Raw genomic sequence first — 25175 nt, 5'->3', positions numbered from 1 at the left:
CCCGGCGCAGCTCAGCGGCGCTCGCGCGGCCGGACCACCTTCAGCTGCGGCGAGGTCAGGATGTCCCGCTCGCAGAACCGCGAGGTCACCCACCGCTCCTGGGAGAACAGCCGGGTCTGGTCGGCGTAGTACGGCGAGGCCGGGTTCGACGACTGCCCGTACGTCAGCAGCGTGCGCGCCACCGGGCAGCGGCCGCCGTCCCAGCCGACCGCCTGGACGTGGCTGGAGCCGTGCACGACCTCGGGGTAGCCCCCGGCCGCCGCGTTCCACGACGCCTCGACCTTGTTCCACACGCCCAGCGCCTCGGTACCGCCCGGCACCGGCAGCCGCTGCCCGCCGCGCACCACGAACTGGTGCTCGCCGAGCGGCGCGTCCAGCGCGATCCCGGCCGCCGTCAGCTCCACGACCGCGTCCGCGAGCGCCCGACCGATCCCGGGCGCCGCCTGGTTGAGCGTACGGGGAGTGTGGACGGGATCGGCCGCCGAGAACGGCACCAGCCACAGGTCCTTGGCCGCCGTGCCCGCCGTGAGCCTGCGCCAGAACCGGTCGAAGAGCAGCGCGCCACGGCTGCCGGTGTCGGCCGTACGGTCCCAGCCCGCCAACACCGGGCAGGCCGCCGAGACGTCCACCGACCGGCCGTCGCTCGCGGTGGCCGCACCGCCGGGCAGGGCCGCGCAGGCCTTCGCCGCGTCGGCCGCCGCCAGATCGCCGGCCGGGACCCGGTTCGCGAACTGCTGCTCCTGGAGGTCGGCCACGGTCAGCCGGCCCTTCCCGGCCATCGCCGCCACGTCCTCGACGGCGCCGCGGGTGCGCAGCGACCGCGGGGTGCCGGTATTGCCCCAGATCCGCTCGTACCCGGTCAGTGGCCGGTCGGCATTGGCCAGCCAGGCGCTGTCGTTGGAGTTCTCGGCGTACGGGGCGTCGCGCAGCGCCGGTGCCTTCGCCGGACCGAACACCCCGGGCTGCACCGCGTCCGGATCCGAGCCGGGCGCGCAGTCACCGCGCGCACCGTCGAGGACCGCGAGCCCGGACGCCGGGTAGGTGGCCCGGCCGAGCGGGGTGGAGCAACGGGCGGCGAGCTCGTCGGTGATCCGGGGGAGCACCTGGGACTGCGTGAACAGCGTGCCGCCGGCCGAGTCCGCGGCGACCGTGTTGACCCAGGGCAGGCCCTGGGTGCGCCGCAGCGCGTCCTGGATCCCGGCGACCGAGCGGGCCTTGCCCATGGCGAGGGCGGTGTCGGAGCCGCGCAGGTTGGCCGCGTTCGGGTCGTTCAGCGCGTAGGCCGTGCCGGTCGTCCACGGCAGCGGGAGGCCCGGGCCGAGGCCCGTGACCACGGGTCCGTAGCGGGTCCACCACTGGGTGCGGGTGACGGGAGCGGCACCGGCGACGCGGACGCTGACCGTGCGCTGCGTCATCTTCTCCGGCGTGCCGTCGACGAGATAGACGGTGGGGTCGGCCGGGTCAAGGGTGAGCTGGTGCAGGTTGACGGGGGTGCCGGTGGCCACGGTGTGGCTCCAGGCCACCTTCTCGTTGAAGCCGATGTTGACCACTGCGGTGCCCAGCAGGGAGCCGCCGGACACGTTCAACTCGCCGGGTATGGTCTGCTGCGACTGCCAGAACCGGCGGCCGCCCTGCCAGGGGTAGTGCGGGTTCCCGAGCAGCAGGCCCCGGCCGTTCGCGGTGGTGGAGCCGCTGAAGGCCACCGCGTTGGAGCCCATGTCGTAGCGGCTCGTGTCGAAGAAGGCCCGGGCCGCCTCGGCGAGTGCTGCCGGGTCGCCCTCGGCGGGCCCGGTACGGGCGGCCCCACCGACCGTCCGGCCCGGCGGCTGCGCCGCGGCGATGTCGTCGACGGCGCGCCCCTGGCCGCCGAGCACCGAGACGGCGAAGCCGCGGGAGGCCACGTCGAGGGTGGTGACCGGGTGCACCCAGGCGGCGCCCTTGCAGGCCGGATCGGTGATCTCGTTCTGGGCGAGCCAGGCGTTGTACCCGGCCGCCCAGCCCCGCATCAGCTCCTTGAGGTCCTTGCTGGGTCCGGCCGGGGCGGGCGTGGCGAGGAGCTTCTCGACCGTGGCGGACTCCCGCACCCCCTTGAAGTACAGGTCGCTGGAGAGGTTCCTCGTCGCCGAGGACAGCGAGCCGTCGGGCGCCGCGACCGCGCCGAACCAGCGCGAGCGCTCCCCGGCCACGGTCACGAACCCGTCGGCCAGGACGCAGACCTGGTCGGCTGCCTGGGCCCAGCCGCTGCCGAATCCGAGGTGCGCGTAGTCCTGGGCCAGGATGTGCGGGATGCCGTTCTCGGTGTACCGGATGACGGCGGACAGGCCGCCGCCGGACGGCCCGCGGTCGGCGGCGTCCGTCGCGGCCGAGGCCTGAGGGGCCGCCGCGGTGACGGCGAGCAGGGCGGCGCCGGCGAGAGCGGCGCGCCGCAGCAGCGGGCGGGTGCGGAGTTTTCCGTGGAAAAAGCGCAACATGATCTCCCAAGTAGCCTGTGGCGGGGCGTGGTTGCCCGTGGTGCAGGCGGTGCTTGCGTGCCCCCACACTCATGCAGGCACCCTGATGATCTGTCAACATCCCGTTTGGTATCCCGGTTGTTCCGGTTCTTGACCTCGGGCGCGCGAGGAGACGAGGATCACGCCATGACGGCAGCGCAGTCGGAGCGGGCAGGGCGGTCGGTGCGACGGAACACGGTCGACGGGCTGGTGCGCGACAGCGCACTGCGGGTCCCCGACCGGCCGGCGGTCCGCTACCACGATCGGACCTGGACGTACGCGGAACTCGACGCCGCGGTCTCCACCGGGGCCGCCGTCCTGCGGGAGCGGTACGGACTGGCCGACGGCGACCGGGTCGCGACCTTCGCCCACAACTCCGACGCCTACCTGCTCGCCTTCCTCGCCTGCGCCCGGGCCGGGCTCACGCACGTCCCGGTCAACCAGAACCTCACCGGCGAGGACCTCGCGCACATCCTGGACGACTGCACGAGCCCGCTGGTCCTCGCCGACCCGGACCTGGCCGGGCGGATCCCCGCGGGCCACGTCGTGCGGCCGCTGCGCGACGCCCCCGGCTCCTTCCTGGGGGAGCTCGCCGAGCCGCTGCCCTTCACGGCGGACCGCGAACCGGACGCCGTGGTGCAGCTGCTCTACACCTCCGGGACCACCGCGCTGCCCAAGGGCGCGATGATGACCCACAAGGCACTGGTCCACGAGTACGAGAGCGCGATCGAGGCGCTGGACCTGGCCGAGGCCGACCGGCCGGTGCACTCGCTGCCGCTCTACCACTCGGCGCAGATGCACGTCTTCCTACTGCCCTACCTGGCGGTGGGCGCGCAGAACACGATCCTGGACGCGCCGGTCGCCGAGGAGATCTTCGGCCTGGTGGAGGAGGGGCGGGCCGACAGCCTGTTCGCGCCACCCACCGTGTGGATCGGGATCGCGGGCCATCCGGACTTCGGACGCCGCGAACTGGGCGCGTTGCGCAAGGCCTACTACGGGGCCTCGATCATGCCGGTGCCCGTACTGGAGCGGCTGCGGGCGCGGCTGCCCGGACTCGGCTTCTACAACTGCTTCGGGCAGAGCGAGATCGGCCCGCTGGCCACCGTCCTGGGACCGGACGAGCACGAGGGGCGGATGGAGTCCTGCGGGCGGCCCGTCCGCCACGTCGAGGCGAAGGTCGTCGACGAGGACGGCGCGGACGTGCCGGACGGCACGGCGGGCGAGGTGGTGTACCGCTCGCCCCAGCTGTGCCTGGGCTACTGGAACGACCCGGAGGCGACGAAGAAGGCCTTCCGGGACGGCTGGTTCCGCTCCGGGGACCTCGCGGTGCGGGACGCCGAGGGGTACTTCACGGTCGTCGACCGGGTGAAGGACGTCATCAACTCGGGCGGTGTACTGGTGGCCTCCCGGCAGGTCGAGGACGTGCTGTACACCCACCCGGGGGTCGCCGAGGCGGCGGTGGTGGGCCTGCCCGACGAGCGGTGGATCGAGGCGGTCACGGCCGTCGTGGTACCGCGCGGAGAAGTGACGGAGGCGGAGCTGCTGGAGTACGCCCGGGAGAAGCTGGCCCGTTTCAAGGCTCCGAAGCGGGTGCTGTTCGTGGACGCCCTCCCGCGCAATGCCAGCGGCAAGATCCTCAAGCGCGAGCTGCGCGACCGTTTCGGGCAGGAGCCCCGACCGAACCGTTGACACCGCGTCGAGGGGTCGTCCGGCCCCGCGCTCGCGACCGGCGGGGTGTCATTCGGGCGGCAGGCCGGAGTGTCGCAGGCGGCGGGCGATGAGGTGTTCGTGGACCAGGCGGCCGACGAGGGCGCCGCCGTAGACGACGAAGCCGACGCCGACCAGCCAGGACTGGACGACCAGCAGCGTGCCGAAGGGCCCGTAGGTGACGGCGTTGGACGCGATCAGGGGGGAGAACACCAGCTGGGAGAAGACCCGCAGGCCGAGCAGGCCGATGCTGGTCGCCACCGCCCCCGGCAGCAGCGCCCGCCAGCGGACCCGCCCGCCGAGCAGCAGCCGCTGGGAGCCCCAGAAGAAGACGCAGGTGCCGACGACGTCGCCGGTCGTGCCGAGGATCGTGCCGACGGCGTCGTTTGACGGCGTGGGGATCCCGACCAGCAGCGCCAGGTAGCAGACCAGCAGGGCGAGCCAGACGACGTGCCGCCACATGGTGTGCCAGCGGGCGGTGGGCAGGTCCCAGACCTTCTCGTACCCCGTTTGCACGGCCGAGCCGAAGGTCAGGCCGAAGACGGCGAGGGCCGCGAGTCCGAAGGCCGTGGTCCGTTCGAGGGCCAGGTCGGCCGCGGCGAACAGCATCTCGACCCGGGCCCGTGACGACGCGGTGACCCCGAGGGCCTGGCCGAGCCAGCGGCCGAAGCCGGAGCCGCTGCCCGGGGCGGCGGCCGCGACGACCACCAGCAACGGCACCAGGGTCAGGAAGCCGAGGGCGGCGAAGCCCATCGCCCGGTGCATGAGCTCCATCTCCCGACCCCGGCTCCACGCCAGGCCGGCCGGGGAGGCCTGGAGCCGGTCGTGGAGCCGGCGGAAGATCGAGGTCACGCCTCATGGACTACCCGGAGGGGCCCGCCGGGTCTCGGAGGCTCCCCCGAAGTAGGCCCGAAGGGGTGGTTCCGGTGCCTTCGCCGCGCATCCTCCAGAGTCCGCGCCGGCTACTGCGCTCCTCTCAGGTCCACCATCCGCTTGATCTTGCCCACGGAGCGTTCCAGGGTTTCCGGGTCGACCACTTCCACGGCCACCGAGACCCCGGCGCCCTCCTTGACCGCGCGGACCACGGCCGCGGCCGCGGCCCGCCGCTGATCGGGGTCCGCCTCCCGGCGGGCCTCCACCCGCACGGTCAGGGCGTCCATCCGACCCTCGCGGGTCAGCCGCAGCTGGAAGTGCGGGGCCAGGCCGGGCGTGCGCAGCAGGATCTCCTCGATCTGCGTCGGGTAGAGGTTGACCCCCCGCAGGATGATCATGTCGTCGCTGCGGCCCGTCACCTTCTCCATCCGCCGGAAGGCCGGCCGCGCCGTACCAGGCAGCAGCCGGGTCAGATCCCTGGTCCGATAGCGGATGATCGGCATGGCCTCCTTCGTGAGGGAGGTGAACACCAGCTCCCCGGACTCTCCCTCCGGCAGCACCTCGCCGGTGAACGGGTCGACGACCTCCGGATAGAAGTGGTCCTCCCAGATGTGCAGACCGTCCTTGGCCTCCACGCACTCCTGGGCCACGCCCGGCCCCATCACCTCGGACAGGCCGTAGATGTCCACCGCATCGATGTCGAGCCGCTGCTCGATCTCCCGGCGCATCTCCTCGGTCCACGGCTCCGCGCCGAATATGCCCGTACGGAGCGAGGTGCTGCGCGGGTCGATCCCCTGGCGCTCCATCTCGTCCAGCAGCGTGAGCATGTACGAGGGGGTCACCATGATGATCTCCGGCCGGAAGTCCTGGATCAGCCGGACCTGGCGGTCGGTCATCCCGCCGGACGCCGGGACGACCGTACAGCCGAGCCGCTCCGCGCCGTAGTGCGCACCGAGACCGCCCGTGAACAAGCCGTACCCGTACGCGATGTGCACCATCTGGCCCGGTCTGCCACCCGCGGCCCGGATGGACCGGGCCACGACGTCCGCCCAGGTGGACAGGTCCGTGTCGGTGTACCCGACGACGGTGGGGCGGCCCGTGGTGCCGCTGGAGGCGTGGACGCGGCGCACCTCGGAGCGGGGCACCGCGAACATGCCGAAGGGGTACTGGTCGCGCAGGTCGGCCTTGGTGGTGAAGGGGAAGAGGGAGAGGTCGGCGAGGGAGCGGCAGTCGTCGGGGTGCACGCCGGCCTTGTCGAAGGCCTGCCGATAGTGGGGGACCCGCTCGTAGACGCGGCTCAGGGTGGCGCGCAGCCGCTTGAGCTGGAGCGCGGCCAGCTCGTCGCCGCTCAGCCGCTCGCTTTCGTCGTGGACATCCCCGAACGCCGTCATGTCGTCACCCCATCGTGAGCCGTGAGCCGAGCAAGAACCGACCGATCATTCGGTAGATTGCCCCAGCCCGGCGGCTAAATCAATGACTCGAACGAGTGATCGCATGGTGGGATCGGTGCATGCCGATCTTCAACACCTATGACGGAACCGCACTCGCGTACCACGTCCGCGGCGAGGGCGAACCGCTCGTCTGCCTCCCGGGCGGCGCCATGCGGGCCTCCACCTACCTGGGCGACCTCGGCGGGCTGACCGCCGGACGCCGGCTGATCCTCCTCGACCTGCGGGGCACGGGCGACTCGGCGGTCCCGGCGGACGAGTCCACCTACCGGGTCGACCACCAGGTCGCCGACGTCGAGGCGCTCCGGGTCCACCTCGGTCTGGAGCGCATGGACGTACTGGCCCACTCGGCCGGAGGCAACCTCGCCCAGCTGTACGCGGCCGCCCACCCCGACCGGCTGCGCCGGCTGGTCCTGGTCACCCCGACCTGCTGGGCCGTCGACCTCGACGCCACCCCGGAGCAGCGCCTGGAGGCGGTCCGGGTGCGGGCGGGCAGCGAGCCGTACGACACGGCCATCGCCGCCTACGAACGGATCCTGACGGCCGTGGGCACCCCGACCCCGGCGGACTGGCGCGAGGTGATGCCCCTCGCGTACGGGCGCTGGGACGAGGCGGCGCGCGCCCACCTCGCCGCGAGCGACGGCGAGAAGAACCCGGTGGCGGCCGCCGCCTACGCGGCCCCCGGCGCCTTCGATCCGCCCGCCACCCGGGCCGGGCTCCGCGGCGTCACCGGCGAGGTACTGGTGCTGGCCGGGGAATTGGACAGCAACCCCACCCCCGCTCTCGCCGCCGACCTCGCGGGCTTGTTCCCGCAGGGCATCGTCGACGTCCAGGCGGCCGGAGCGCACTTCCCCTGGCTGGACGACCCGCAGCGGTTCGCGACCCGCGTGGAGGCCTTCCTGGCCACCGGAGCCTGAGGAGCCGCACCCCGCCCCCGCCCGGCCGGGTGGCGCCGGGCCCGGGGTTTCCGCGGATCCCGGTCCCCCCCCCGTGACGACCGGGATCCGCTCGCCCCCTGCCTGCGGCGGCGGGGCGGGGCGGGTCCCAGTGCGGGGGGCGCGGGGCGCGGGGCGCGGGTCAGGGGATCGGGTGCGCGTCCGCCTCCGTCGCCACCGACTTCGCCCAGCGGTAGTCCGCCTTGCCGCTCGGCGAGCGTTGGATGGCCGGCGTGACGACCAGCTGGCGCGGGATCTTGTAGCCCGCCAGTCTGGTCCGGCAGTGTCGTTGGATCTCGTCCAGCGTCGGTGCCTGGGCGCCCGCCCGGACCTGGACCACCGCCGCGACGTGATTGCCCCACTTCGCGTCCGGCACCCCGGCGACCAGGGCGTCGTACACGTCCGGATGGGACTTCAGCGCCTGCTCGACCTCCTCCGGATACACCTTCTCGCCGCCCGTGTTGATGCACTGCGAGCCGCGCCCGAGGACCGTGACGATGCCCTCCTCGTCCACCGTCGCCATGTCCCCGAGCAGCACCCACCGCTCGGCGCCCTTCTGGAAGAAGGTCTCGGCGGTCTTCGCCGCGTCGTTGTAGTAGCCCAGCGGGACGTGGCCGCGCTGCGCGAGCCGCCCCGGCACGCCCACCGGCACCGGCTCGTGCGTCACCGGATCCACCACCTGCGTACGGTCGTTGACCACGAGGCGGAAACCCTTCTCCGGCCCCGAGTCGTCGGCCGCCCGGCCGTTCGAACCGGACTCCGAAGAGCCGAAGTTGTTCAGTAGCAGCACGTTCGGGACGAGCTGCTGGAACTCCGCCCGGACCGTCTCCGACATGATCGCCCCGGAGGAGGAGACGCTGAACAGGGAGGACAGGTCGGTCCCCTTCAGCGGGCCCTTCAGGGCGTCGATGAGCGGCCGGAGCATCGCGTCGCCCACCAGCGACACGCTCGACACCTTCTCCTTCTCGATCGTGCGGAGCACCTCCTCCGGCGCGTACTTGCGGTGGATGACCACCCGCTGGCCGTAGTTGAAGGCGATGAACGAGGTCAGCGTCGAGGTGCCGTGCATCAGTGGGGGTGCGGGGAAGAAGGTCAGCCCGGCGTCCTTCGCCGCCACCCGCTCGGCCAGCTCCTCGGGCCGCTTCACCGGCTCGCCCGAAGGCTCGCCGCCGAACAGCCCCGCGAAGAACAGGTCTTCCGCGCGCCACATGACGCCCTTGGGCATGCCGGTGGTGCCGCCCGTGTAGATGATGAACAGGTCGTCGGGGGAGCGGGGCGCGAAACCGCGCTCGGGCGACCCGGCCGCCTCCGCGTCCGCGTACGCGACCGGCGCGACGGACGGCTCCGGAGCGCCCTCCGGGACCGGACCGACCCGGATCAGGTGGCGCAGTTTGGGCGTCTGCGGAAGGGCTGCCGCCACCCGCCCGGTGAACTCGCCCTCGAAGACGAGCGCGGCGAGATCGGCGTCGTCGTAGAGGTAGACCAGCTCCTCCTCCACGTACCGGTAGTTGACGTTCACCGGTACGAGGCGGGCCTTGAGGCAGGCCAGGACGGTCTGGAGGTACTCGATCCCGTTGTAGAGGTGCAGGCCCAGGTGCTCGCCGGCCTTCAGTCCGCTGTCCAGCAGGTGGTGCGCGATGCGGTTCGCCGCGGCGTCCAGCTCCGCGTACGTGAGGCGGCGCTCGGCGCCGGTGCCGGGGTGGTCCACGTACACAAGGGCCTCGCGGTCCGGGACCACGTCGACGACCGACTCGAACAGGTCGGCAAGGTTGTACTCCACCGTTCCTCCTCACCCCCGAGGTTTCGCGTTGCCGGGCCATGGCTGTGCTGCCCGGCGGTCATTAGAGCGTTGCCCAGCACAAGTGGGAAGGGCGCGACCCAAGAAATCTGACTGGGTGTCAGAAAACTATTGAACTGCACCGGGCCCTCCTGCAACCTGTTCTAGGTCTTGAGACGGGAGGACGGCAATGGGTGGGACCGAACACCTCACCGTGGAGCGCCACGGCGCCACGCTGGTGCTCACCATGAACAGACCCGAGGCGAAGAACGCGCTCTCGCTGCCGCTGCTGGTGGGCCTCTACGACGGCTGGCTGGAGGCGGACGCCGACGACACGGTCCGCTCGGTGGTCCTGACCGGCGCGGGCGGGGACTTCTGCGCCGGGATGGACCTCAAGGCGCTGGCCGGGAAGGGGATGGCCGGAGACCAGTACCGGGACCGGCTGAAAGCCGACCCCGACCTGCACTGGAAGGCGATGCTCCGCCACCACCGGCCGCGCAAGCCGGTGATCGCGGCGGTGGAGGGCTACTGCGTGGCCGGCGGGACCGAGATCCTCCAGGGCACGGACATCCGCGTCGCGGGTGAAGGCGCCACCTTCGGACTGTTCGAAGTCAAGCGCGGCCTGTTCCCGATCGGCGGCTCGACGGTACGGCTGCCACGGCAGATCCCGCGGACGCACGCGCTGGAGATGCTGCTCACCGGGCGCCCCTACTCCGCCGAGGAGGCCGCCCGGATCGGGCTGATCGGGCGGGTGGTCCCGCAGGGGGGCGCGCTGGAGGCGGCGTTGGAGATCGCCGGGCGGATCAACGCGTGCGGGCCGCTGGCCGTCGAGGCCGTCAAGGCCTCCGTCTACGAGACGGCCGAGATGACCGAGCGGGAAGGGCTGGCCGCCGAACTGGTGCGGGGGTGGCCGATCTTCGACACGGCCGACGCGAAGGAGGGGGCGCGGGCGTTCGCCGAGAAGCGGGCGCCGCTGTACCGGCGGGAGTAGGCGGGGCCCTGCGGTGCCCTTTCGATCCGGCGGGGGCCTGGTGATTCGGCGGATGCCGTGCCGGGTCCGGCGGTCGAGTGCCGGTGCGGCGCCGTTGCGGGGCTCCGCCCCCGGACCCCCGCGCCTCAAACGCCGGCGGGGCTGGATTGGGGGCCGGCGGGGCGGGGTTGGGGGGCCGGCGGGGCTGGATTGGGTGCCGGCGGGGCTGGATTGGGTGCCGGTGGGCGTTGTCTCGGGCCCTGCGGCTCAAACGCCGGCTGGATCGTGTCGGTGGGGTTGGGCTTCACGTGCGTGTGTATTGACCGTTTCGAGTATCGGAGAACCTCCATGACAGCAGCCGCCTCCCCACCCGAGGTGCTCCGTGCGCCCCTCGTCGTCGAGTTCCCCTTCACCCGCTCCCTCGGGCCCGTCCAGAGCGCCTTCCTCAGCGGGCTGCGCGAGCGCGTCGTCCTCGGCGTCAAGACCACCGACGGGAAGGTGATGGTCCCGCCCGTCGAGTACGACCCCGTCACCGCCGAGGAGATCCGCGAGCTCGTCGAGGTCGGCGCCGTCGGGACCGTCACCACCTGGGCGTGGAACGGCTCCCCGCGTCCCCATCAGCCCCTCGGCACACCGTTCGCTTGGGTCCTCGTCCGGCTCGACGGGGCGGACACCGCGATCCTGCACGCCCTCGACGCCCCCGGACCCGAGGCCGTCCACACCGGCATGCGGGTCCGGATCCGGTGGGCCGCCGAGCGCACCGGCGCCATCACCGACATCGCCTGCTTCGAGCCCGGCGAGGCGGGCGAGGCGGGCGCGCCCGAGCGGCAAGCCACTGCGCACGACGGGCAGTTCGCCGATGCCGTCACCGGCATCATCGCCGCGGCCCGCCTGGACTACACCTACAGCCCCGGCCGCGCCCAGACCGCCTACATCAACGCCCTCGCCGAACGTCGGACCGTCGGCGAGCGCTGCCCCTCCTGCCACAAGGTGTACGTCCCGCCGCGCGGCGCCTGTCCCACCTGCGGGGTCGCCACCACCGAGCAGGTCGAGGTCGGACCGGCCGGCACCGTCACCACGTACTGCATCGTCAACATCAAGGCGAAGAACCTCGACATCGAAGTCCCCTACGTCTACGCCCACATCGCCCTCGACGGCGCCGACCTCGCGCTCCACGCTCGGATCGGCGGCATCCCGTACGACCAGGTCCGCATGGGCCTGCGCGTCGAACCCGTGTGGACTGAAGGCGGCCGCCACCCCGACCACTACCGCCCCACCGGCGAGCCGGACGCGGACTACGACGCGTACAAGGAGCTCATCTGATGCCCAGGACGAGCAGGCACGCACGCGACGTGGCCGTCGTCGCCTTCGCGCAGAGCGACCACCGGCGCCGCACCGACGAACTCAGCGAAGTCGAGATCGTCATGCCGGTCCTGCACCAGGTGCTGGCACAGACCGGGTTGAAGGCCAAGGAGATCGGGTTCACCTGCTCCGGATCCAGCGACTACCTCGCCGGCCGGGCCTTCTCCTTCACGATGACCCTCGACGGGGTCGGTGCCTGGCCGCCGATCTCCGAGTCGCACGTCGAGATGGACGGCGCCTGGGCCCTGTACGAGGCCTGGGTCAAGATCCAGACCGGCGAGGCCGACACCGCGCTCGTCTACGCGTACGGGAAGTCCTCGCCGGGGTCCGTACGAGACGTCCTGACCCGGCAGCTCGACCCCTACTACCTGGCGCCCCTGTGGCCCGACTCGGTGGCCCTGGCGGCCCTCCAGGCGCAGGCGCTGATCGACGCGGGCGAGACCGACGAGGGCGCCCTCGCCGCCGTCGGCGCCCGCAGCCGCGCGGCCGCCGAGGCCAACCCGCACGCCCAGCTCACAGGAGCCGTCCCGCAGGGCGACTACCAGGTCAGGCCGCTGCGCACGGGCGACTGCCCGCCGATCGGCGACGGCGCGGCCGCCGTCATCCTCGCCGCGGGCGACACCGCCCGCCGGCTGACCGCGCGCCCCGCCTGGATCACCGGCATCGACCACCGGATCGAGGCCCACGGCCTGGGCCTGCGCGACCTCACCGACTCCCCGTCCACCCGGATCGCCGCCGAGCGCGCGGGCGTGTTCGAAGCCCCGGTGGACACCGCCGAGCTGCACGCGCCGTTCTCCTCCCAGGAGGTGGTCCTCCGCAAGGCGTTGGGACTCGGGGCGGACGTCGTCGTCAACCCGTCCGGCGGGGCCCTCGCCGCCAACCCCGTCATGGCCGCCGGACTGATCCGCATCGGGGAGGCCGCCGCCCGCATCCACCGCGGCGAGTCCGACCGGGCCGTCGCGCACGCCACCTCCGGCCCCTGCCTCCAGCAGAACCTGGTGGCCGTCCTGGAAGGGGACCGAGCATGAGCACATCGGGCAAGGAGCCCGTGGCCGTCGTCGGCGTCGGCCAGACCAAGCACGTGGCCGCCCGCCACGACGTCTCCATCGCCGGACTCGTCCGGGAGGCCGCGGTGCGCGCCCTCGCCGACGCCGAGCTGACCTGGGCGGACATCGACGCGGTCGTCATCGGCAAGGCCCCCGACTTCTTCGAGGGCGTGATGATGCCGGAGCTGTACCTGGCGGACGCCCTCGGCGCGGTGGGGAAGCCCATGCTCCGGGTCCACACCGCCGGATCCGTGGGAGGGTCCACCGCCCTGGTCGCCGCCAACCTGGTCGCCGCCCGGGTGCACCGCACGGTCCTGACCCTCGCCTTCGAGAAGCAGTCCGAGTCGAACGCCATGTGGGGGCTCTCGCTGCCCGTGCCCTTCCAACAGCCCCTGCTGGCGGGCGCCGGCGGGTTCTTCGCCCCGCACGTGCGCGCGTACATGCGGCGCACCGGGGCGCCCGACACGGTCGGCTCGCTCGTCGCGTACAAGGACCGCCGCAACGCGCTGAAGAACCCGTACGCGCACCTGCACGAGCACGACATCACCCTGGAGAAGGTCCAGGCCTCACCGATGCTCTGGGACCCGATCCGGTACTCCGAGACGTGCCCCTCCTCGGACGGGGCCTGCGCGATGATCCTCACCGACCGGGCGGGTGCGGCCCGTTCGCCGCGGTCGCCCGCCTGGGTGCACGGCGGGGCCATGCGCAGCGAGCCGACCCTGTTCGCGGGGAAGGACTTCGTCTCCCCGCAGGCGGGCAAGGACTGCGCGGCCGACGTCTACCGGCAGGCCGGGATCACCGACCCGCGGCGCGAGATCGACGCCGTGGAGATGTACGTCCCGTTCTCCTGGTACGAACCGATGTGGCTGGAGAACCTGGGGTTCGCCGACGAGGGGGAGGGCTGGAAGCTCACCGAGGCCGGCGTCACCGAACTCGGAGGAGACCTGCCGGTGAACCCGTCGGGCGGGGTGCTGTCCACCAACCCGATCGGTGCCTCGGGCATGATCCGGTTCGCGGAGGCGGCCCTCCAGGTACGGGGACTGGCCGGTGAGCACCAAGTCCCGGGGGCCCGCCGGGCCATGGGCCACGCGTACGGAGGCGGCGCGCAGTTCTTCGCGATGTGGCTGGTGGGGGCGGGGGAGCCGACCTCCTGAGCGGAACCGCTCTTCCAGCAGGAGCGTGACGTGGTGCCGGACCGGCCACGGGTGACTCACCGTGGCCTGTGCGGCACCCGCTGCGATGGTTACTCTGGCCCCCGGACGACGTACCGGGAGTACCGGGAGGAGCACGCACGTGGCCGAGAGCATGATTTCGCAGCCTCTGGCCGGCTGGGACAAGCCGGACCTCGATCTCAGCGAGGCGGACTGGCAGTCGAGCAGCCGGGGAGCGGGCGACGTCCAGATCGCCTTCGTCGAGGGGTTCATCGCGATGCGCAACAGTGAACGCCCCGAGAGCCCCTCGCTGATCTTCGCGCCGGACGAGTGGCGCAAGTTCGTGATGGGCGCCCGGGGCGGGGAGTTCGACCTGACCTAGCAGGAACCCGTCGACCCGGCCGCTCCTAGGGCGGGTCCGGTCGGCGGTGTACGGGAAAGGGCCGGGCATCCCTGCGGGATGGCCGGCCCTTCCGCTCGCCCGGTCGAATCGCGCTCGCCGGTCGAATCGCGCTCGGACGTCACGTCAGTCGCACGGCGGTGGAATTGGCCACGTGCCGGACAACGGGCATCCGCGGACGCCTGTGGCGGTCGGTAAGGGACTGATCACAAAAATTCCGGTCCTTCCTGGCCACGGGCCTTCCCCCGCGCGTGCGCGGGCGTACGCTGATGGCCCGAACAGGCCTGGGGGGTACCAGCCATGATGGAACGCCGGACCCGCAAACGGCGCGAAATGTTCGAACGTGAGGCCGAACTCGCCACGGTGGAAGAAGCCTTGGAACAGCTCACCGGCAGCGGCCGCGGCGCGCTGCTCGCCTTCTCCGGGCCCGCCGGACTCGGCAAGACCACTCTCCTCGCGGAGGCCCGCCGCCGCGCCATCGCACGCTCGTGCACCCTGCTGGCCGCCCGCGGCGGCGAACAGGAGCAGAGCCAACCCTTCCACGTCTCCCGCCAGCTCATCCAGCCGCACCTGGCCGGCACCTCCGAGGGCGAGCTGCGCGCCGCCCTCGGCAGCTGGTACTCCATCGTCGGCCCGGCCCTCGGGCTGTGCGCTCCCGAGCAGGGCGCCCCGCCCGACCTCCAAGGTCTGCGCGACGGACTCGACTGGGTCCTGACCCACCTCGTCGTCAATCGCGCCCCCGTCGCCCTCGTCCTCGACGACGCCCACTGGGCCGACCCCGAGTCCCTCTCCTGGCTCGCCGCCTTCGCCCCCCGCGCCGAACACCTCCCGCTGCTCCTCGTCGTCGCGTACCGCCCCGAGGAACTGCCCGCGCACGCCGAGGCCTTCCGTACGCTGCCCGGCCGCGCGGGACACCGCCCGCTGACCCTCGCGCCACTCACCGAGACCGCCGTCCGCACCCTGGTCCGCACGGCCGTCGGCGACCACGCCGACGCCGCCTTCTGCCGGGAGGCCTGGGCCGTCACCACCGGCAACCCCTTCGAAGCCGTCGAGCTCACCGCCAAGGTCCTGGACAAGGGCCTCGACCCCACCTCGGCCAGCGCCCCGCTGCTGCGCGACCTCGCCGCCGCCCAGCGCGGCAGCGGACTCGTCGCCCGATTCGAACGCCTGGGCCCCTCCACCGTCCGCTTCGGCTGGGCCTGCGCCGTCCTCGGCACCGCCATCCCGCAGGAACTCGCAGCCCGGGTCGCCAGCCTCGGCACCGAGGAGGCCGCCGACGCCACCGGGCGGCTGCGAGAGGCCCGCATCCTGTCCGCACCGGGCGAAGAACCCGACACCGGACTGGAGTTCGTCCACCCGCTCATCGCCACCGCGCTCTACCGCGCCATCCCCGACGCACTGCGCGTCGCCCTCCACGGACAGGCCGCCGTGGCCGTCGTCGACGCCGGATTCGGCGCCTCCGCCGCCGCCCGCCACCTGCTGGAGGCCCACCCCGAGAACGACCCCTGGGTGGTGCGGACCCTGCGCACGGCCGCCGCCGAGAACCTGCGGGCCGGCGCCCCCGAGGCCGCACGCCGCCAGCTCGCACGCGCGCTGCGCGAACCCCCGGACTTCGGCGAGCGCGCCGCCGTGCTGTACGAGCTCGGCTGCGCCTCCCTGCTCACCGAACCCGCCACCACCGTGAACCACCTGCGGGCCGCGCTCGCGGAACCCTTCGACGACCCCGTGCTGCGCCAGGGCATCGTCATCCGGCTCGCCCAGGTCCTGGCCCACAGCGACCGCCTCGCCGAGGCCTCGGACTCGCTCGCGCGGGAGATCCCGCACACCCAGGACGTCCGGGCCCGGCTGCGCCTGCAGTCCGAGCAGTTCATGTGGGACGCCTTCAACGCCGTCGAGCCCGACTCCCCGGTGCGCTCCCGCCGGCTGGCCCGGCTCGCGGACCGGCTGACCGGCCGCGACCTCACCGAGCGGTACATCATCGGCCTGCGCGCCTGGGACGCCTGCCTGCGCGGCGAGCCGGTGGCCGCGGTCCTGCACCACGCCGTACGGGCCCTCGGTACGGAGTTCAGCTGGGCGTACGAGGACCGGGGCTTCGAGGTGCCGGTGCTCACCGCCATGGTCCACATGTACGCGGACCGGCCCGGCCGGGCGGAGGAGCTGTTCGAGGCGGGCACCGCCGAGTTCGAGCGCCACGGCTGGCGCGGGGCCCACCTGTCGTTCGCGTACAGCCTGCGCGCCTACATCCGCTACCGGCGGGGGCGGCTCGTGGAGGCCGAAGAGCTGGCCAGGGCAGGGCTGCGGCTCGCCGAGCGCGTCGGGCGCGGTACGCCCGTCCACTGGTACAGCATCGCGATCCTCGCCACGACCCTGCTCGCACGGGGGCAGGTGGACGAGGCGTGGGAGCTGGCGCGGGAGCACGCCTTCGGAGAATCCTTCCCGGCGGCGGTGGTCTTCCCCGACTCGCAGACCGTGTACGCCGAACTGCTGCTGGCACGCGGCCAGACGAAGGCGGCGGCGGCCGAACTGGAGGCCGTGGAGCGCAGGCTGAGCCCGCGCGGCATCCAGAACCCGTCCTGGTGCCCGTGGCAGCTGCACCTGGCCCGGGCGGTGGCGGCGGACGACCCGGCGAGGGCGCGCGCCCTCGCCGCCGACGCGATACTCCGGGCCCGGGCTTTCGGGGCCCCGTCCGGCGTGGGGCAGGCGCTTCGGGTGGCGGCGCAGGTGGCGGCCCCGGACGAGCGGGCGGGACTGCTGACGGAAGCGGTGGAGCTGCTGTCGGCCTCGCCTGCCGGCTACGAGCTGGCGTGCGCGCTGGCCGCGCTGGGCACGGAGCTCGGCGACGCGGAGCTGCTGTCGCGGGCGCTGGAGACGGCACGGGAGTGCGGGGCCGACGGGCTGGTGGCGAGCCTGGGCGGTCCGCCAGGGCCGGGCCCGGCCCTGGCGGACCGCCTGACCGACGAGGAGTTCCGGCTGGCGGAAGGGGCCGTACGCGGCGATCCGGCGGTCCGCGGCGCGGGCCTGTCCGCGGTCTACCGGAAACTGGGTACGGACCGGTCCGGCCTGGCCGAGGCCCTGGAAGCGGCCGCCCGCGGAGCAGGGTGACGCGGACCGTGCCGGCGGTGTGCCGTCCGGTCCCGGACGGTCGGCCGCCGACCCGGTCGGGCACCCGGGCCCGGTGCGCCGGGCCGTGGACCGCATCCTGCGCAGGCGCCTTCCGAGGCCCCGGTCCACACCGGTCCCACGGCGTCCGAGGTCCCGGAGGGCCGGGCGGTACGGGCGGCCGGGCCGAAGCCGGAGATCGACGCGGCGGTCGCAGCGGTCACCGGCCGGCGGCCGCCCTCAGGGTCACCGAGACCCCGACCCGGCCCCGCCGGTACGACCGCCCAAGCCCCTAGCAGCGCGGTTCGGGCACGGGGGTGGGTGTGGTGGGGCCCGGGGCCGGAAAACGTGGGCGGGCACGTACCATGGCGGCATGTCCTTCCTCCGCCGCAACCGCGCCGCCACACCCGCCGGCCCGGACTTCGACGTCCTGGCCATGGACCCGGGGGACTGGCCGGGCAATCTCGGGGCCGGGCTGCTGCCCGCGCCCGACGGCAGCTGCCAGGGCGTCTTTCTCCGCTACGACCTGTTCGGCGGACGCGGCCCCGCAATGATCATCGGCAACCTCCCCGAGGGCTCCCCGGCCCGGGAGCTCGCCGACGGCCAGGTCCCCTTCGAGGTGGCCCAGCTCCTCGACGCCCTTGAGAACGACGAGGACGTCGAGGTCACCGGCATCGAGGACTGCCCCGTCATGCAGGGCGACAACCTCCTCATCGTCCGGAAGGTCAAGCTCTCCGAGGGTCGGATCAGCTGCGTGCAGTTCGACCGCAGCGACAACGTGCTCGTCACCATCGCCAGCTGGGACCGGCCCATCACCGATGACCTCTACGCCCTCCTGAAGCCGCTCCCCGCCGAGCTCTTCCAGCAGGGCTGAGGGCCACCCGGCGCCGCCCGGGGGTCACGCGTCCGCGATGTCGTTAGCCGCCACATGGCCGAACGTCATCGCGGGGCCGATCGTCGATCCCGCCCCCGCGTAGCTGTGGCCCATCACCGCCGCGCTCGCGTTGCCCGCCGCCCACAGGCCCCGGATCACCGAGCCGTCCGGCCGCAGGGCGCGGGCCCGGGCGTCCGTGACGATGCCGCCCTTCGTGCCCAGGTCACCGGGCACGATCTTGAAGGCGTAGAACGGGGGCGCCCAGATCGGGGCCAGGCAGGAGTTCGGCTGCACCCCCGGGTCCGTGTAGTAGTGGTCGTACGCCGTGTCGCCCCGGTGGAAGTCCGGGTCCGTCCCGTTCCACGCCTGCGCGTTGAACCGGTTGAGGGTGGCGCGCAGGGCCGCCGCCGGCACCCCGATCTGGCCGGCCAGCGCGTCCCAGGTCCACGCCTTCTTCGCCGCTCCCGCCTCGTACCACGCGTCCGGGAAGACGATCGTCGGCAGGACGTCCTTGAACAGGTACTTGTTGCGGTAGTTCTGGTCCACGATCAGCCACGCCGGGATGTGCGAGCCGACCGCCCCGCGGTCCTTCTCGTACATCACGTGCACCACATCGCTGTACGGGGCCGCCTCGTTGACGAAGCGCGCGCCGTTGCCGTTGACGACCAGCCCGCCCGGCAGGGTCCGCTCGGCGAGGCAGAAGTACGGCTCGCCCGGCAGCGGGATCGACGGCCCCCACCAGGCGTCCTCCATCAGCGCCAGCGCCGCCCCGGCCCGCTGCCCCGCCCGGATCCCGTCGCCCGTGTTCTCCTTGGCGCCCACCGACCACTGGGTGCCGATCGGTTGCTGCTGGTACTGCGCCCGCATCTGCGCGTTGTGCTCGAAGCCGCCCGAGCCGACGACCACGCCCTTGCGGGCCCGTACGACACCCCGTACGCCCTCCTTCTCCACCACCACACCGGTAACCGCGCCCGCCTCCTGCACCAGGTCGACCAGCGGGCTGTTCAGCCACACCGGCACGCCCGCCCGCATCAGCCCGGCCCGCAGGCCGGCCGCCAGCGCCTGGCCCATCGTGAGCGGCTTCTGCCCGCACAGCGCAGCCTTGGTGCCCCGCGCCAGGCACTCCGTGGACACCGCCAGGCCCTTGGCGTTTACGGCCGCGAGGTTCAGCCACTTGTAGTCCTGGCTGAACACCACCATCCCGGCCGGCACCTGCATGTACGCCGGGTTCAGCCGGGCCAGTTCCGCGCCCAGGAGATGGCCGTCGATCTGGTCGGGCTCGATGGACCGGCCGCCCGGCATCCCGCCCGGCAGGTTCGGGTAGTAGTCGCTGTACCCGTCCATGTACCGGAAGCGCAGCGGGCTGTTGGCCATCACGAAGTCCAGCATCCGCGGGCCGTTGGCGAGGAAGGCCGCCTGCCGCTCCGCCGACGAGCCGTCGCCGACCACCGCCGCCATGTACGCCGCCGCCTTCTGCGGGGTGTCCGGCACTCCCGCCGCCAAGATCACCGAATTGTTCGGCAGCCAGATCCCGGCCCCGGAACGCGCCGCCGAACCGCCGAACGTCGGCGCCTTCTCGACGACCAGCACGCTCAGGCCCCGCTTGGCGGCGGTGAGAGCGGCGGTCATCCCGGACGCCCCGGACCCGACCACCACGACGTCGTACTCGCCGAGCGGGACCCCCGCATCGGCCCGGGCGCCGGCCGGCGGCAGCACGGCCGCGGCGAGCACCCCCGCCCCGGCCCCGGCGAGGACCGTGCGGCGGGAAGTGAGGACGGGGGCTTCCAAGGGTTCGGGGCGTGCGGTCATGGGCGGGCTCCAGCGGGGTGGGGACGGCGGGGACGGCGGCTCCAGCAATTCTGATGCTAAGTCAGAAAAGGTGTTCGGGGGATCACGTGATGTCAAGACACGCGCAGGGGTGGCGAGTCGGCCCGAACGCACGAAATCCCGTGGTACGCACACCAGGTGCGTACGACACGGGATTTTCGTACGGGGTGCGGTCCGCCGGGATCAGCGGGTTCCGACCGCCGCGCGTACCGCCCTGCGGGCCATGCCGCAGTCGTCGTGCAGTCGGCGCAGCAGCAGCCGTTGTTCCTCGCCGGAGGACAGGGCGCCCACCGGTAGGGGCTGGGTCGGAGCGGTCGCCAGCATGGAGCGCTGGACCGCCGTCTCACACATTCGGATCTCCCGGGTCAACACCAACATCAGGTTGACCAGGAACGCGTCCCGCGAAGCCGGACCGGCCGACTGGGCGAGCCGGCTGATCTGGCTGCGGGCGGCCGGGGCGTCACCCAGCACCGTCCACAGCGTGGCCAGGTCGTAGCCGGGCAGGTACCAGCCCGCGTGCTCCCAGTCGAGCAGCACCGGCCCCGCCGGGGACAGCAGCAGGTTCGACAGGAGTGCGTCCCCGTGGTTGAACTGGCGTTGCACGCCCGCCAGTTTCAGCCCGCACAGCAGCTTCTGGAGATCACCCAGATCCCGGTCGGTGAGCAGCCCCAGCTCGTGGTACCGCGCCACCCGCTGCGCGTAGTTCAGCGGGTCCCCGAACAGGTCGGTCGGCGGACGCCACTGGTTCACCCGGCACACCGCTCCCAGCGCGGCCCGTACGTCGGCCCGCGGCGGGGCCTCCACGGGGTGCCGCTGCAATGCCGCGACCCGGCCCGCCATCCGTTCGACCACCAGCGTGCAGTTCTCGGGGTCCGCGGCGATGAGCCGCGGCACCCGGACCGGCGGGCGGTGTCGGACGAACGCCCGGTACGCAGCTATTTCGTGCCGGTACCGCTCGCGCCATTCCGGCGAGTGGTCCAGTAAAACCTTGGCGACGGCGGTCATCCGGCCCGTCGTCCCGACCAGCAGGACCGACCGACCGCTGCGCCGCAGTACCTGCACGGGCGCGAACTCGGGACAGATCCGCTGCACCGAGGCGAGTGCGGTGCGCAGTTGCGCTCCCTGCGGCCCCGAGAGGTCGATTCTTCCGCTGAGCGGTTGCGATCCGGCCCCCGGCATCCGCCGCGCCCGTACGGCGCCCTGCGCCGGTGCCGCCTGGCGGCCGGGGTCGAGGTAGGGGCCGCCGCCCGCCTGGAGCGTGCGGTGCGGCCGGACCGGGGCGGACACGGAGGACGTTGCTGCGTACATGGCGTTACGGATCCCTTCGTGCGCCGACGAGTTGCGTACGCCGCCCCGACGATCCCGTACTTCACCCTGGGGAGTTCCGCCGGTGACCGGGTCGGGGAGGCGCATTCCTACCTGACACCCGGCCGTGGGTGGCGGACCATCTTGCGCACCCTGGCGAAGCCTGGCGAATAGTCGCTGGGCATCTGACGGCGGGCTACTGTCAAATCAGCCGAGAACCTGGGGGCTTGACGTGAGCAAAGGACCAAACACCCGCCTGAACGACTTGTTCGGCCTGGCCGGCTGGTCGAAGGGTGAGCTGGCGAGGATGGTCAACAGGCAGGCGGCGGCCATGGGCCACCACCAACTGGCCACCGACACCTCGCGGGTGCGGCGCTGGATCGACATGGGGGAGACCCCGCGCGAACCGGTGCCCACCGTACTGGCAGCCCTGTTCACCGAGCGGCTCGGTCGTGTCGTGACCATCGAGGACCTCGGGTTCGTACGGCAGCGGCGCACCACGAAACGGCAGCCGGACGGGGCGAAGGAGAACCCCGAAGGAATGCCCTGGGCGCCCGAACGCACAGCCGCGGTCCTCACCGAATTCACGGGAATGGACCTCATGCTCAACCGACGCGGTCTGATGGGCGCGGGTGTCGCGCTCACCGCAGGCTCCGCCCTCGCCCACGCCATGAACGACTGGCTCCACACCGATCCCACCCCCTCCAAGGCCCCGCAGACCTTCGGTGACTCCTTCCAGGCCGACCCGGCGGGCTACGACCGCTACGAGGCCGCCCCCATCGGCTCCCAGGAGATCGAGGCGCTGGAGCGCTCGGTGGAGGTGTTCCGCGCCTGGGACGCCTCCCGAGGGGGCGGACTCCAGCGCAAGGCCGTGGTCGGTCAGCTCAACGAGGTCGGCGGCATGCTCGCGTACCACCACCCCGACCACCTCCAGCGGCGTCTGTGGGGGGTGGCGGCCAACCTGGCAGTGCTGGCGGGCTGGATGTCCCACGACGTGGGTCTCGAACCCACCGCGCAGAAGTACTTCGTCATCGCGGCGCACGCGGCCCGCGAAGGCGGGGACCGGCCGCGGGCCGGCGAGGCGCTGTCCCGGGCCGCCCGCCAGATGGTCCACCTGGGCAAGCCCCACGAGGCCCTGGACCTGATGAAGCTGGCGAAGTCCGGCTCCGGCGAGCAGACGCTGCCCCGCACCCGCGCCATGCTGCACACCATCGAGGCCTGGGCGCAGGCCGCCATGGGCAAGGGCCAGGCCATGCGCCGCACCCTCGGCGAGGCCGAGGACCTGTTCGTGTCGGACAAGGGCGACGTACCCCCACCGTCGTGGATGCAGAACTTCGACGAGGCGGACCTGCACGGCATGCAGGCCCTTGCCTTCCGCACCCTCGCCGAACACGAACCCTCGGCCGCGCCGATCGCCCAGCGGCACGCCCGCGAGGCCCTGCGGCTGCGGTCCGGCGGCCACCAGCGTTCGCAGATCTTCGACTACATCTCGATGGCGTCCGCCTGTTTCATCGCCGACGACCCGGAGCAGGCCGACCGCTACGCCCGGCTCGCGTTGGTCTCGATGAACGAGACCTCCTCGCACCGGACGTGGGACCGACTGCGCGAGATGTACCGGCTGACCGGCCAGTACGCCGGGTACGCGCGCATCGAGGACCTGCGCGTCGAGATCGCGCTGGCCCTGCCGAACAGCCCTTCGCAGCACAGCGTCTAGGCCTTGCGCGGGCACCTCGCGCCGGTGCGCGCACCGGCATCAGCACGGACAGCGTTACGGAAGGCGCCTGGATGCAGGACCCCCCTACGGAGGGCTCCGGTACACAGACGCGAAAGGCCGCGCCGTGCGGCGCGGCCCTGAAAGCAGTACCCGTCGGCCCGTCGCGGGAACTCAGCCCCCGACCCTGGCCACCAGGACGCAGGCGTCGTCCTCCCGTTCACCCTCGTCGAACTCCTCCACCACCATCCGCACGCAGTCCTGCGACGACCCCGCGGCCGAGAACCGCGGCGCGAGGGCCAGCAGCCGCTCGGTGCCGTCCGCCCGGCCGAACTCGATGCTGCACGGAGCCAGTCCGTCCGTGTGCAGGACCAACACGTCGCCGGGTTCGAGCCGTTCCTCGGCCTGCCCGTACGCCGCCCCGGAGGTCGCGCCCAGCAGTACGCCCTCCGGTGGCTGCAGGGCGCGACCGGAGCCGCCGCGGAACAGCAGCGGGGCCGCGTGGCCGGCCTGCGCCCAGGACAGCACGCGGCGCGCGGGATCGTAGCGGCAGCAGACGGCCGAGCCGAGCGCGGGCTGTACGGAGGCCTCCAGGAGTTGGTTGAGCCAGCCCATCAGCGGGCCCGGCTCGATCCCGGCCATGGCCATGCCCCGCAGGGCGCCGAGCATCATCGCCATCCCGGACGTGGCCGTGACGCCGTGCCCGGTCAGATCGCCGACGGTCAGCAGCGAGCAGCCGTCGGGCAGGTCGAGCGCGTCGTACCAGTCCCCGCCGATCAGCGTGCTCGCCGCCGCGGGCAGGTAGTGCGCGGCGACGTCGAGGGCGCCGGTGGTGTGGTGCGGGAACCGCAGGGAGCCGCGCCACGGGGGGAGCACGGCTTCCTGCAGCTCGACCGCCAACCGGTGCTCGGTCTGCGCGATCTCCCGCCGGCGCTGCAGCGAGTCACGGGACTCGCGTACGGCGCGCTGGCTCCGGCGCAGTTCACTCACGTCCCGGAACACGGCCCACATGGAGGCCGTGCAACCGTCGGAGTCGAGTACCGGCTCGCCTCGCATGTGCAGCGTCCGGACACGGCCGTCGGCCCGGACGATGCGGAACTCGCCGTCGATCGGTCTGCCGTCGACCAGACAGGCCGTCACCATCGTGGTGAGCAGCGGCTGGTCCTCGGAGAAGAGGGTGGATCCGAGTTCGTCGAGGGGCAGCGGGCCGGCCTCGGGCGAGCGGCCGAAGATCTGGAAGAGCTCCTCCGACCAGTTGACGTCGTCGGTGAGCAGGTTCCACTCGGCGCTGCCGACGCGCAGCTGCTGCGCCCCGGGTACGGGCCCGGCCCCGGGCGACCCCTCGGGGAGCCCCCGGAGTTCGGGGGCGACGGGCAGGCCTTCCTTGAGCTGTCCCAGGTGTTCGCGCAGGTCGTCGAGCTGGTGGACGGCGAGGTCGCACAATGCGCGCTGCCAGCGGCCCTGGGCGTCGTCTTCGTCGACGACGGTGTCACGGCGCACCGCGTCCACCTCTCCGCGGAGCTGCCGGGTCTGCGAGATCAGCGCGTCCACCGACCCCGGCTCGGGTGGCTGCGCGGGACGGTCCGCGAAGAGGTGGGACGGCATGAGAACTCCGATACAGGCGGCACGGTACGGCCAAGTCTGAAGGAAGGACCGGTTACGACTGTTGCACAGGCCGCGATGACCCGTAAGGCGTTTGGCAACATCCGTAAAGGCCTTGCTTCAGGCATATGCCAAGGGCCTCCCGGCCCCTCCTTTGCCCGTACGAACGATTTCGGTCAGCCCTTCCGGGCCTGCCCGCGTCCCGGCCGTCCCCGGCCGTGCCGGGCCGTCCCCTTGCGTCACACGACGAGCGGCACCGGGTGGATCTCGCTGGCCGGGTGTCCCGTGCGCTCGTGGATCCGCATGACAGCCTCCGCAGAGGGCGCCTCGGACAGGCAGTACACCGTGCCGGACGCGGGGTCGGCCCAGGCGCGCTCGAAGTGCACCTTCTCCTCGCCCTCGATCGCCAGGTCCGCCTTGTGGGCGGCCATCAGCTCGGCTTCGGTGATGCCCTTCATGCCGTGGTGGACATCCATGAACATCGTCACCGCCGCACACCTCCTCCGTGATTCGGCGCATACGGCTTCCGGTAGGTACAGCCGTTTCTCCTCCCATCGTCCTCCCGCGGCCGGAAACCGGCCTTCCGGACGAGGCGGATC

General features: G+C 72.7%; 18 protein-coding genes. 10 read left to right on the top strand and 8 right to left on the bottom strand.

Features of this window, described 5'->3' with window-relative positions; all coding sequences use genetic code 11:
• Positions 1-11: 11 nt before the first annotated feature.
• Positions 12-2471, bottom strand: a complete 2460-nt coding sequence (locus OHA65_RS05635; RefSeq protein ID WP_329312781.1) for a penicillin acylase family protein — start codon at positions 2469-2471, stop codon at positions 12-14.
• Between the two features lie 165 nt (positions 2472-2636).
• Between OHA65_RS05635 and OHA65_RS05630 the strand changes: the two genes are divergently transcribed.
• Positions 2637-4178 carry a fatty acyl-CoA synthetase gene (locus OHA65_RS05630; RefSeq protein WP_405754755.1) on the top strand — a complete coding sequence of 514 codons (1542 nt, stop codon included), beginning with the start codon at positions 2637-2639 and terminating at the stop codon, positions 4176-4178.
• Positions 4179-4226: 48 nt separating this feature from the next.
• On the opposite strand, the gene OHA65_RS05625 is transcribed toward OHA65_RS05630, so the two are convergent.
• A complete protein-coding gene (locus tag OHA65_RS05625; protein WP_327281994.1) occupies positions 4227-5048 on the bottom strand; it encodes a YhjD/YihY/BrkB family envelope integrity protein in 822 nt (273 codons plus the stop codon).
• Positions 5049-5158: 110 nt separating this feature from the next.
• Positions 5159-6460, bottom strand: a complete 1302-nt coding sequence (gene paaK, locus OHA65_RS05620) for a phenylacetate--CoA ligase PaaK (protein WP_328761804.1) — start codon at positions 6458-6460, stop codon at positions 5159-5161.
• Positions 6461-6579: 119 nt separating this feature from the next.
• Here paaK and OHA65_RS05615 point away from each other — a divergent pair, with 119 nt between their 5' ends.
• Complete coding sequence (locus tag OHA65_RS05615; protein ID WP_329312779.1) at positions 6580-7434, top strand: alpha/beta hydrolase; 855 nt, start codon at positions 6580-6582, stop codon at positions 7432-7434.
• Positions 7435-7594: 160 nt separating this feature from the next.
• On the opposite strand, the gene OHA65_RS05610 is transcribed toward OHA65_RS05615, so the two are convergent.
• A complete protein-coding gene (locus OHA65_RS05610; protein WP_405761400.1) occupies positions 7595-9232 on the bottom strand; it encodes an acyl-CoA synthetase in 1638 nt (545 codons plus the stop codon).
• A 187-nt stretch (positions 9233-9419) separates the two neighbouring features.
• Here OHA65_RS05610 and OHA65_RS05605 point away from each other — a divergent pair, with 187 nt between their 5' ends.
• The 7 genes from OHA65_RS05605 (at position 9420) to OHA65_RS05575 (ending at position 18131) form a co-directional block, all read left to right on the top strand.
• Positions 9420-10220, top strand: coding sequence for a crotonase/enoyl-CoA hydratase family protein (locus tag OHA65_RS05605; protein WP_327281990.1), 801 nt, complete (start codon positions 9420-9422; stop codon positions 10218-10220).
• Positions 10221-10547: 327 nt separating this feature from the next.
• Positions 10548-11522 carry a Zn-ribbon domain-containing OB-fold protein gene (locus OHA65_RS05600; RefSeq protein ID WP_405761397.1) on the top strand — a complete coding sequence of 325 codons (975 nt, stop codon included), beginning with the start codon at positions 10548-10550 and terminating at the stop codon, positions 11520-11522.
• Positions 11522-12589: a thiolase domain-containing protein gene (locus OHA65_RS05595; RefSeq protein ID WP_327281988.1), complete on the top strand. Its 1068-nt coding sequence runs from the start codon at positions 11522-11524 to the stop codon at positions 12587-12589. Before OHA65_RS05600 ends, OHA65_RS05595 begins: the two co-directional genes overlap by 1 nt.
• Positions 12586-13761, top strand: coding sequence for a thiolase domain-containing protein (locus OHA65_RS05590; RefSeq protein ID WP_327281987.1), 1176 nt, complete (start codon positions 12586-12588; stop codon positions 13759-13761). Before OHA65_RS05595 ends, OHA65_RS05590 begins: the two co-directional genes overlap by 4 nt.
• Before the next feature lie 139 nt (positions 13762-13900).
• Complete coding sequence (locus OHA65_RS05585; RefSeq protein WP_327281986.1) at positions 13901-14140, top strand: DUF397 domain-containing protein; 240 nt, start codon at positions 13901-13903, stop codon at positions 14138-14140.
• A 351-nt stretch (positions 14141-14491) separates the two neighbouring features.
• Positions 14492-17260 (top strand): ATP-binding protein, encoded by a 2769-nt coding sequence (locus OHA65_RS05580; RefSeq protein WP_405761394.1) that lies wholly within the window; start codon positions 14492-14494, stop codon positions 17258-17260.
• Between the two features lie 370 nt (positions 17261-17630).
• Entirely contained in the window at positions 17631-18131 is a 501-nt protein-coding gene (locus OHA65_RS05575; protein ID WP_327281984.1) for a hypothetical protein, read from the top strand.
• A 24-nt stretch (positions 18132-18155) separates the two neighbouring features.
• Here OHA65_RS05575 and kstD read toward each other — a convergent pair whose 3' ends face one another.
• Both kstD and OHA65_RS05565 read right to left on the bottom strand, forming a co-directional pair.
• Positions 18156-19940 (bottom strand): 3-oxosteroid 1-dehydrogenase, encoded by a 1785-nt coding sequence (kstD, locus tag OHA65_RS05570; protein WP_405761391.1) that lies wholly within the window; start codon positions 19938-19940, stop codon positions 18156-18158.
• A gap of 201 nt (positions 19941-20141) precedes the next feature.
• Positions 20142-21266: an aminoglycoside phosphotransferase family protein gene (locus OHA65_RS05565; RefSeq protein ID WP_327281982.1), complete on the bottom strand. Its 1125-nt coding sequence runs from the start codon at positions 21264-21266 to the stop codon at positions 20142-20144.
• A 229-nt stretch (positions 21267-21495) separates the two neighbouring features.
• On the opposite strand from OHA65_RS05565, the gene OHA65_RS05560 reads away from it, so the two are divergent.
• Entirely contained in the window at positions 21496-22977 is a 1482-nt protein-coding gene (locus OHA65_RS05560) for a hypothetical protein (RefSeq protein WP_405761388.1), read from the top strand.
• A gap of 171 nt (positions 22978-23148) precedes the next feature.
• Here the strand turns inward: OHA65_RS05560 and OHA65_RS05555 are convergent, their stop codons facing one another.
• Positions 23149-24579 carry a SpoIIE family protein phosphatase gene (locus tag OHA65_RS05555; RefSeq protein ID WP_327281980.1) on the bottom strand — a complete coding sequence of 477 codons (1431 nt, stop codon included), beginning with the start codon at positions 24577-24579 and terminating at the stop codon, positions 23149-23151.
• Between the two features lie 236 nt (positions 24580-24815).
• Positions 24816-25064 (bottom strand): SCO4226 family nickel-binding protein, encoded by a 249-nt coding sequence (locus tag OHA65_RS05550; RefSeq protein WP_327281979.1) that lies wholly within the window; start codon positions 25062-25064, stop codon positions 24816-24818.
• Positions 25065-25175 lie beyond the last annotated feature (111 nt).

The sequence above is a fragment of the Streptomyces sp. NBC_00045 genome (genome assembly GCF_045041095.1).
Taxonomy (GTDB): domain Bacteria; phylum Actinomycetota; class Actinomycetes; order Streptomycetales; family Streptomycetaceae; genus Streptomyces.
This window is presented reverse-complemented; position numbering and strand designations above follow the sequence as displayed.

What these genes read in the sequence shown, in the direction of transcription:
- OHA65_RS05635 (WP_329312781.1), bottom strand. Translation starts at nt 2,471, where the DNA reads ATGTTGCGCTTTTTCCACGGAAAACTCCGCACCCGCCCGCTGCTGCGG.
- OHA65_RS05630 (WP_405754755.1), top strand. Translation starts at nt 2,637, where the DNA reads ATGACGGCAGCGCAGTCGGAGCGGGCAGGGCGGTCGGTGCGACGGAAC.
- paaK (WP_328761804.1), bottom strand. Translation starts at nt 6,460, where the DNA reads ATGACGGCGTTCGGGGATGTCCACGACGAAAGCGAGCGGCTGAGCGGC.
- OHA65_RS05615 (WP_329312779.1), top strand. Translation starts at nt 6,580, where the DNA reads ATGCCGATCTTCAACACCTATGACGGAACCGCACTCGCGTACCACGTC.
- OHA65_RS05605 (WP_327281990.1), top strand. Translation starts at nt 9,420, where the DNA reads ATGGGTGGGACCGAACACCTCACCGTGGAGCGCCACGGCGCCACGCTG.
- OHA65_RS05600 (WP_405761397.1), top strand. Translation starts at nt 10,548, where the DNA reads ATGACAGCAGCCGCCTCCCCACCCGAGGTGCTCCGTGCGCCCCTCGTC.
- OHA65_RS05595 (WP_327281988.1), top strand. Translation starts at nt 11,522, where the DNA reads ATGCCCAGGACGAGCAGGCACGCACGCGACGTGGCCGTCGTCGCCTTC.
- OHA65_RS05590 (WP_327281987.1), top strand. Translation starts at nt 12,586, where the DNA reads ATGAGCACATCGGGCAAGGAGCCCGTGGCCGTCGTCGGCGTCGGCCAG.
- OHA65_RS05580 (WP_405761394.1), top strand. Translation starts at nt 14,492, where the DNA reads ATGTTCGAACGTGAGGCCGAACTCGCCACGGTGGAAGAAGCCTTGGAA.
- OHA65_RS05575 (WP_327281984.1), top strand. Translation starts at nt 17,631, where the DNA reads ATGTCCTTCCTCCGCCGCAACCGCGCCGCCACACCCGCCGGCCCGGAC.
- kstD (WP_405761391.1), bottom strand. Translation starts at nt 19,940, where the DNA reads ATGACCGCACGCCCCGAACCCTTGGAAGCCCCCGTCCTCACTTCCCGC.
- OHA65_RS05565 (WP_327281982.1), bottom strand. Translation starts at nt 21,266, where the DNA reads ATGTACGCAGCAACGTCCTCCGTGTCCGCCCCGGTCCGGCCGCACCGC.
- OHA65_RS05555 (WP_327281980.1), bottom strand. Translation starts at nt 24,579, where the DNA reads ATGCCGTCCCACCTCTTCGCGGACCGTCCCGCGCAGCCACCCGAGCCG.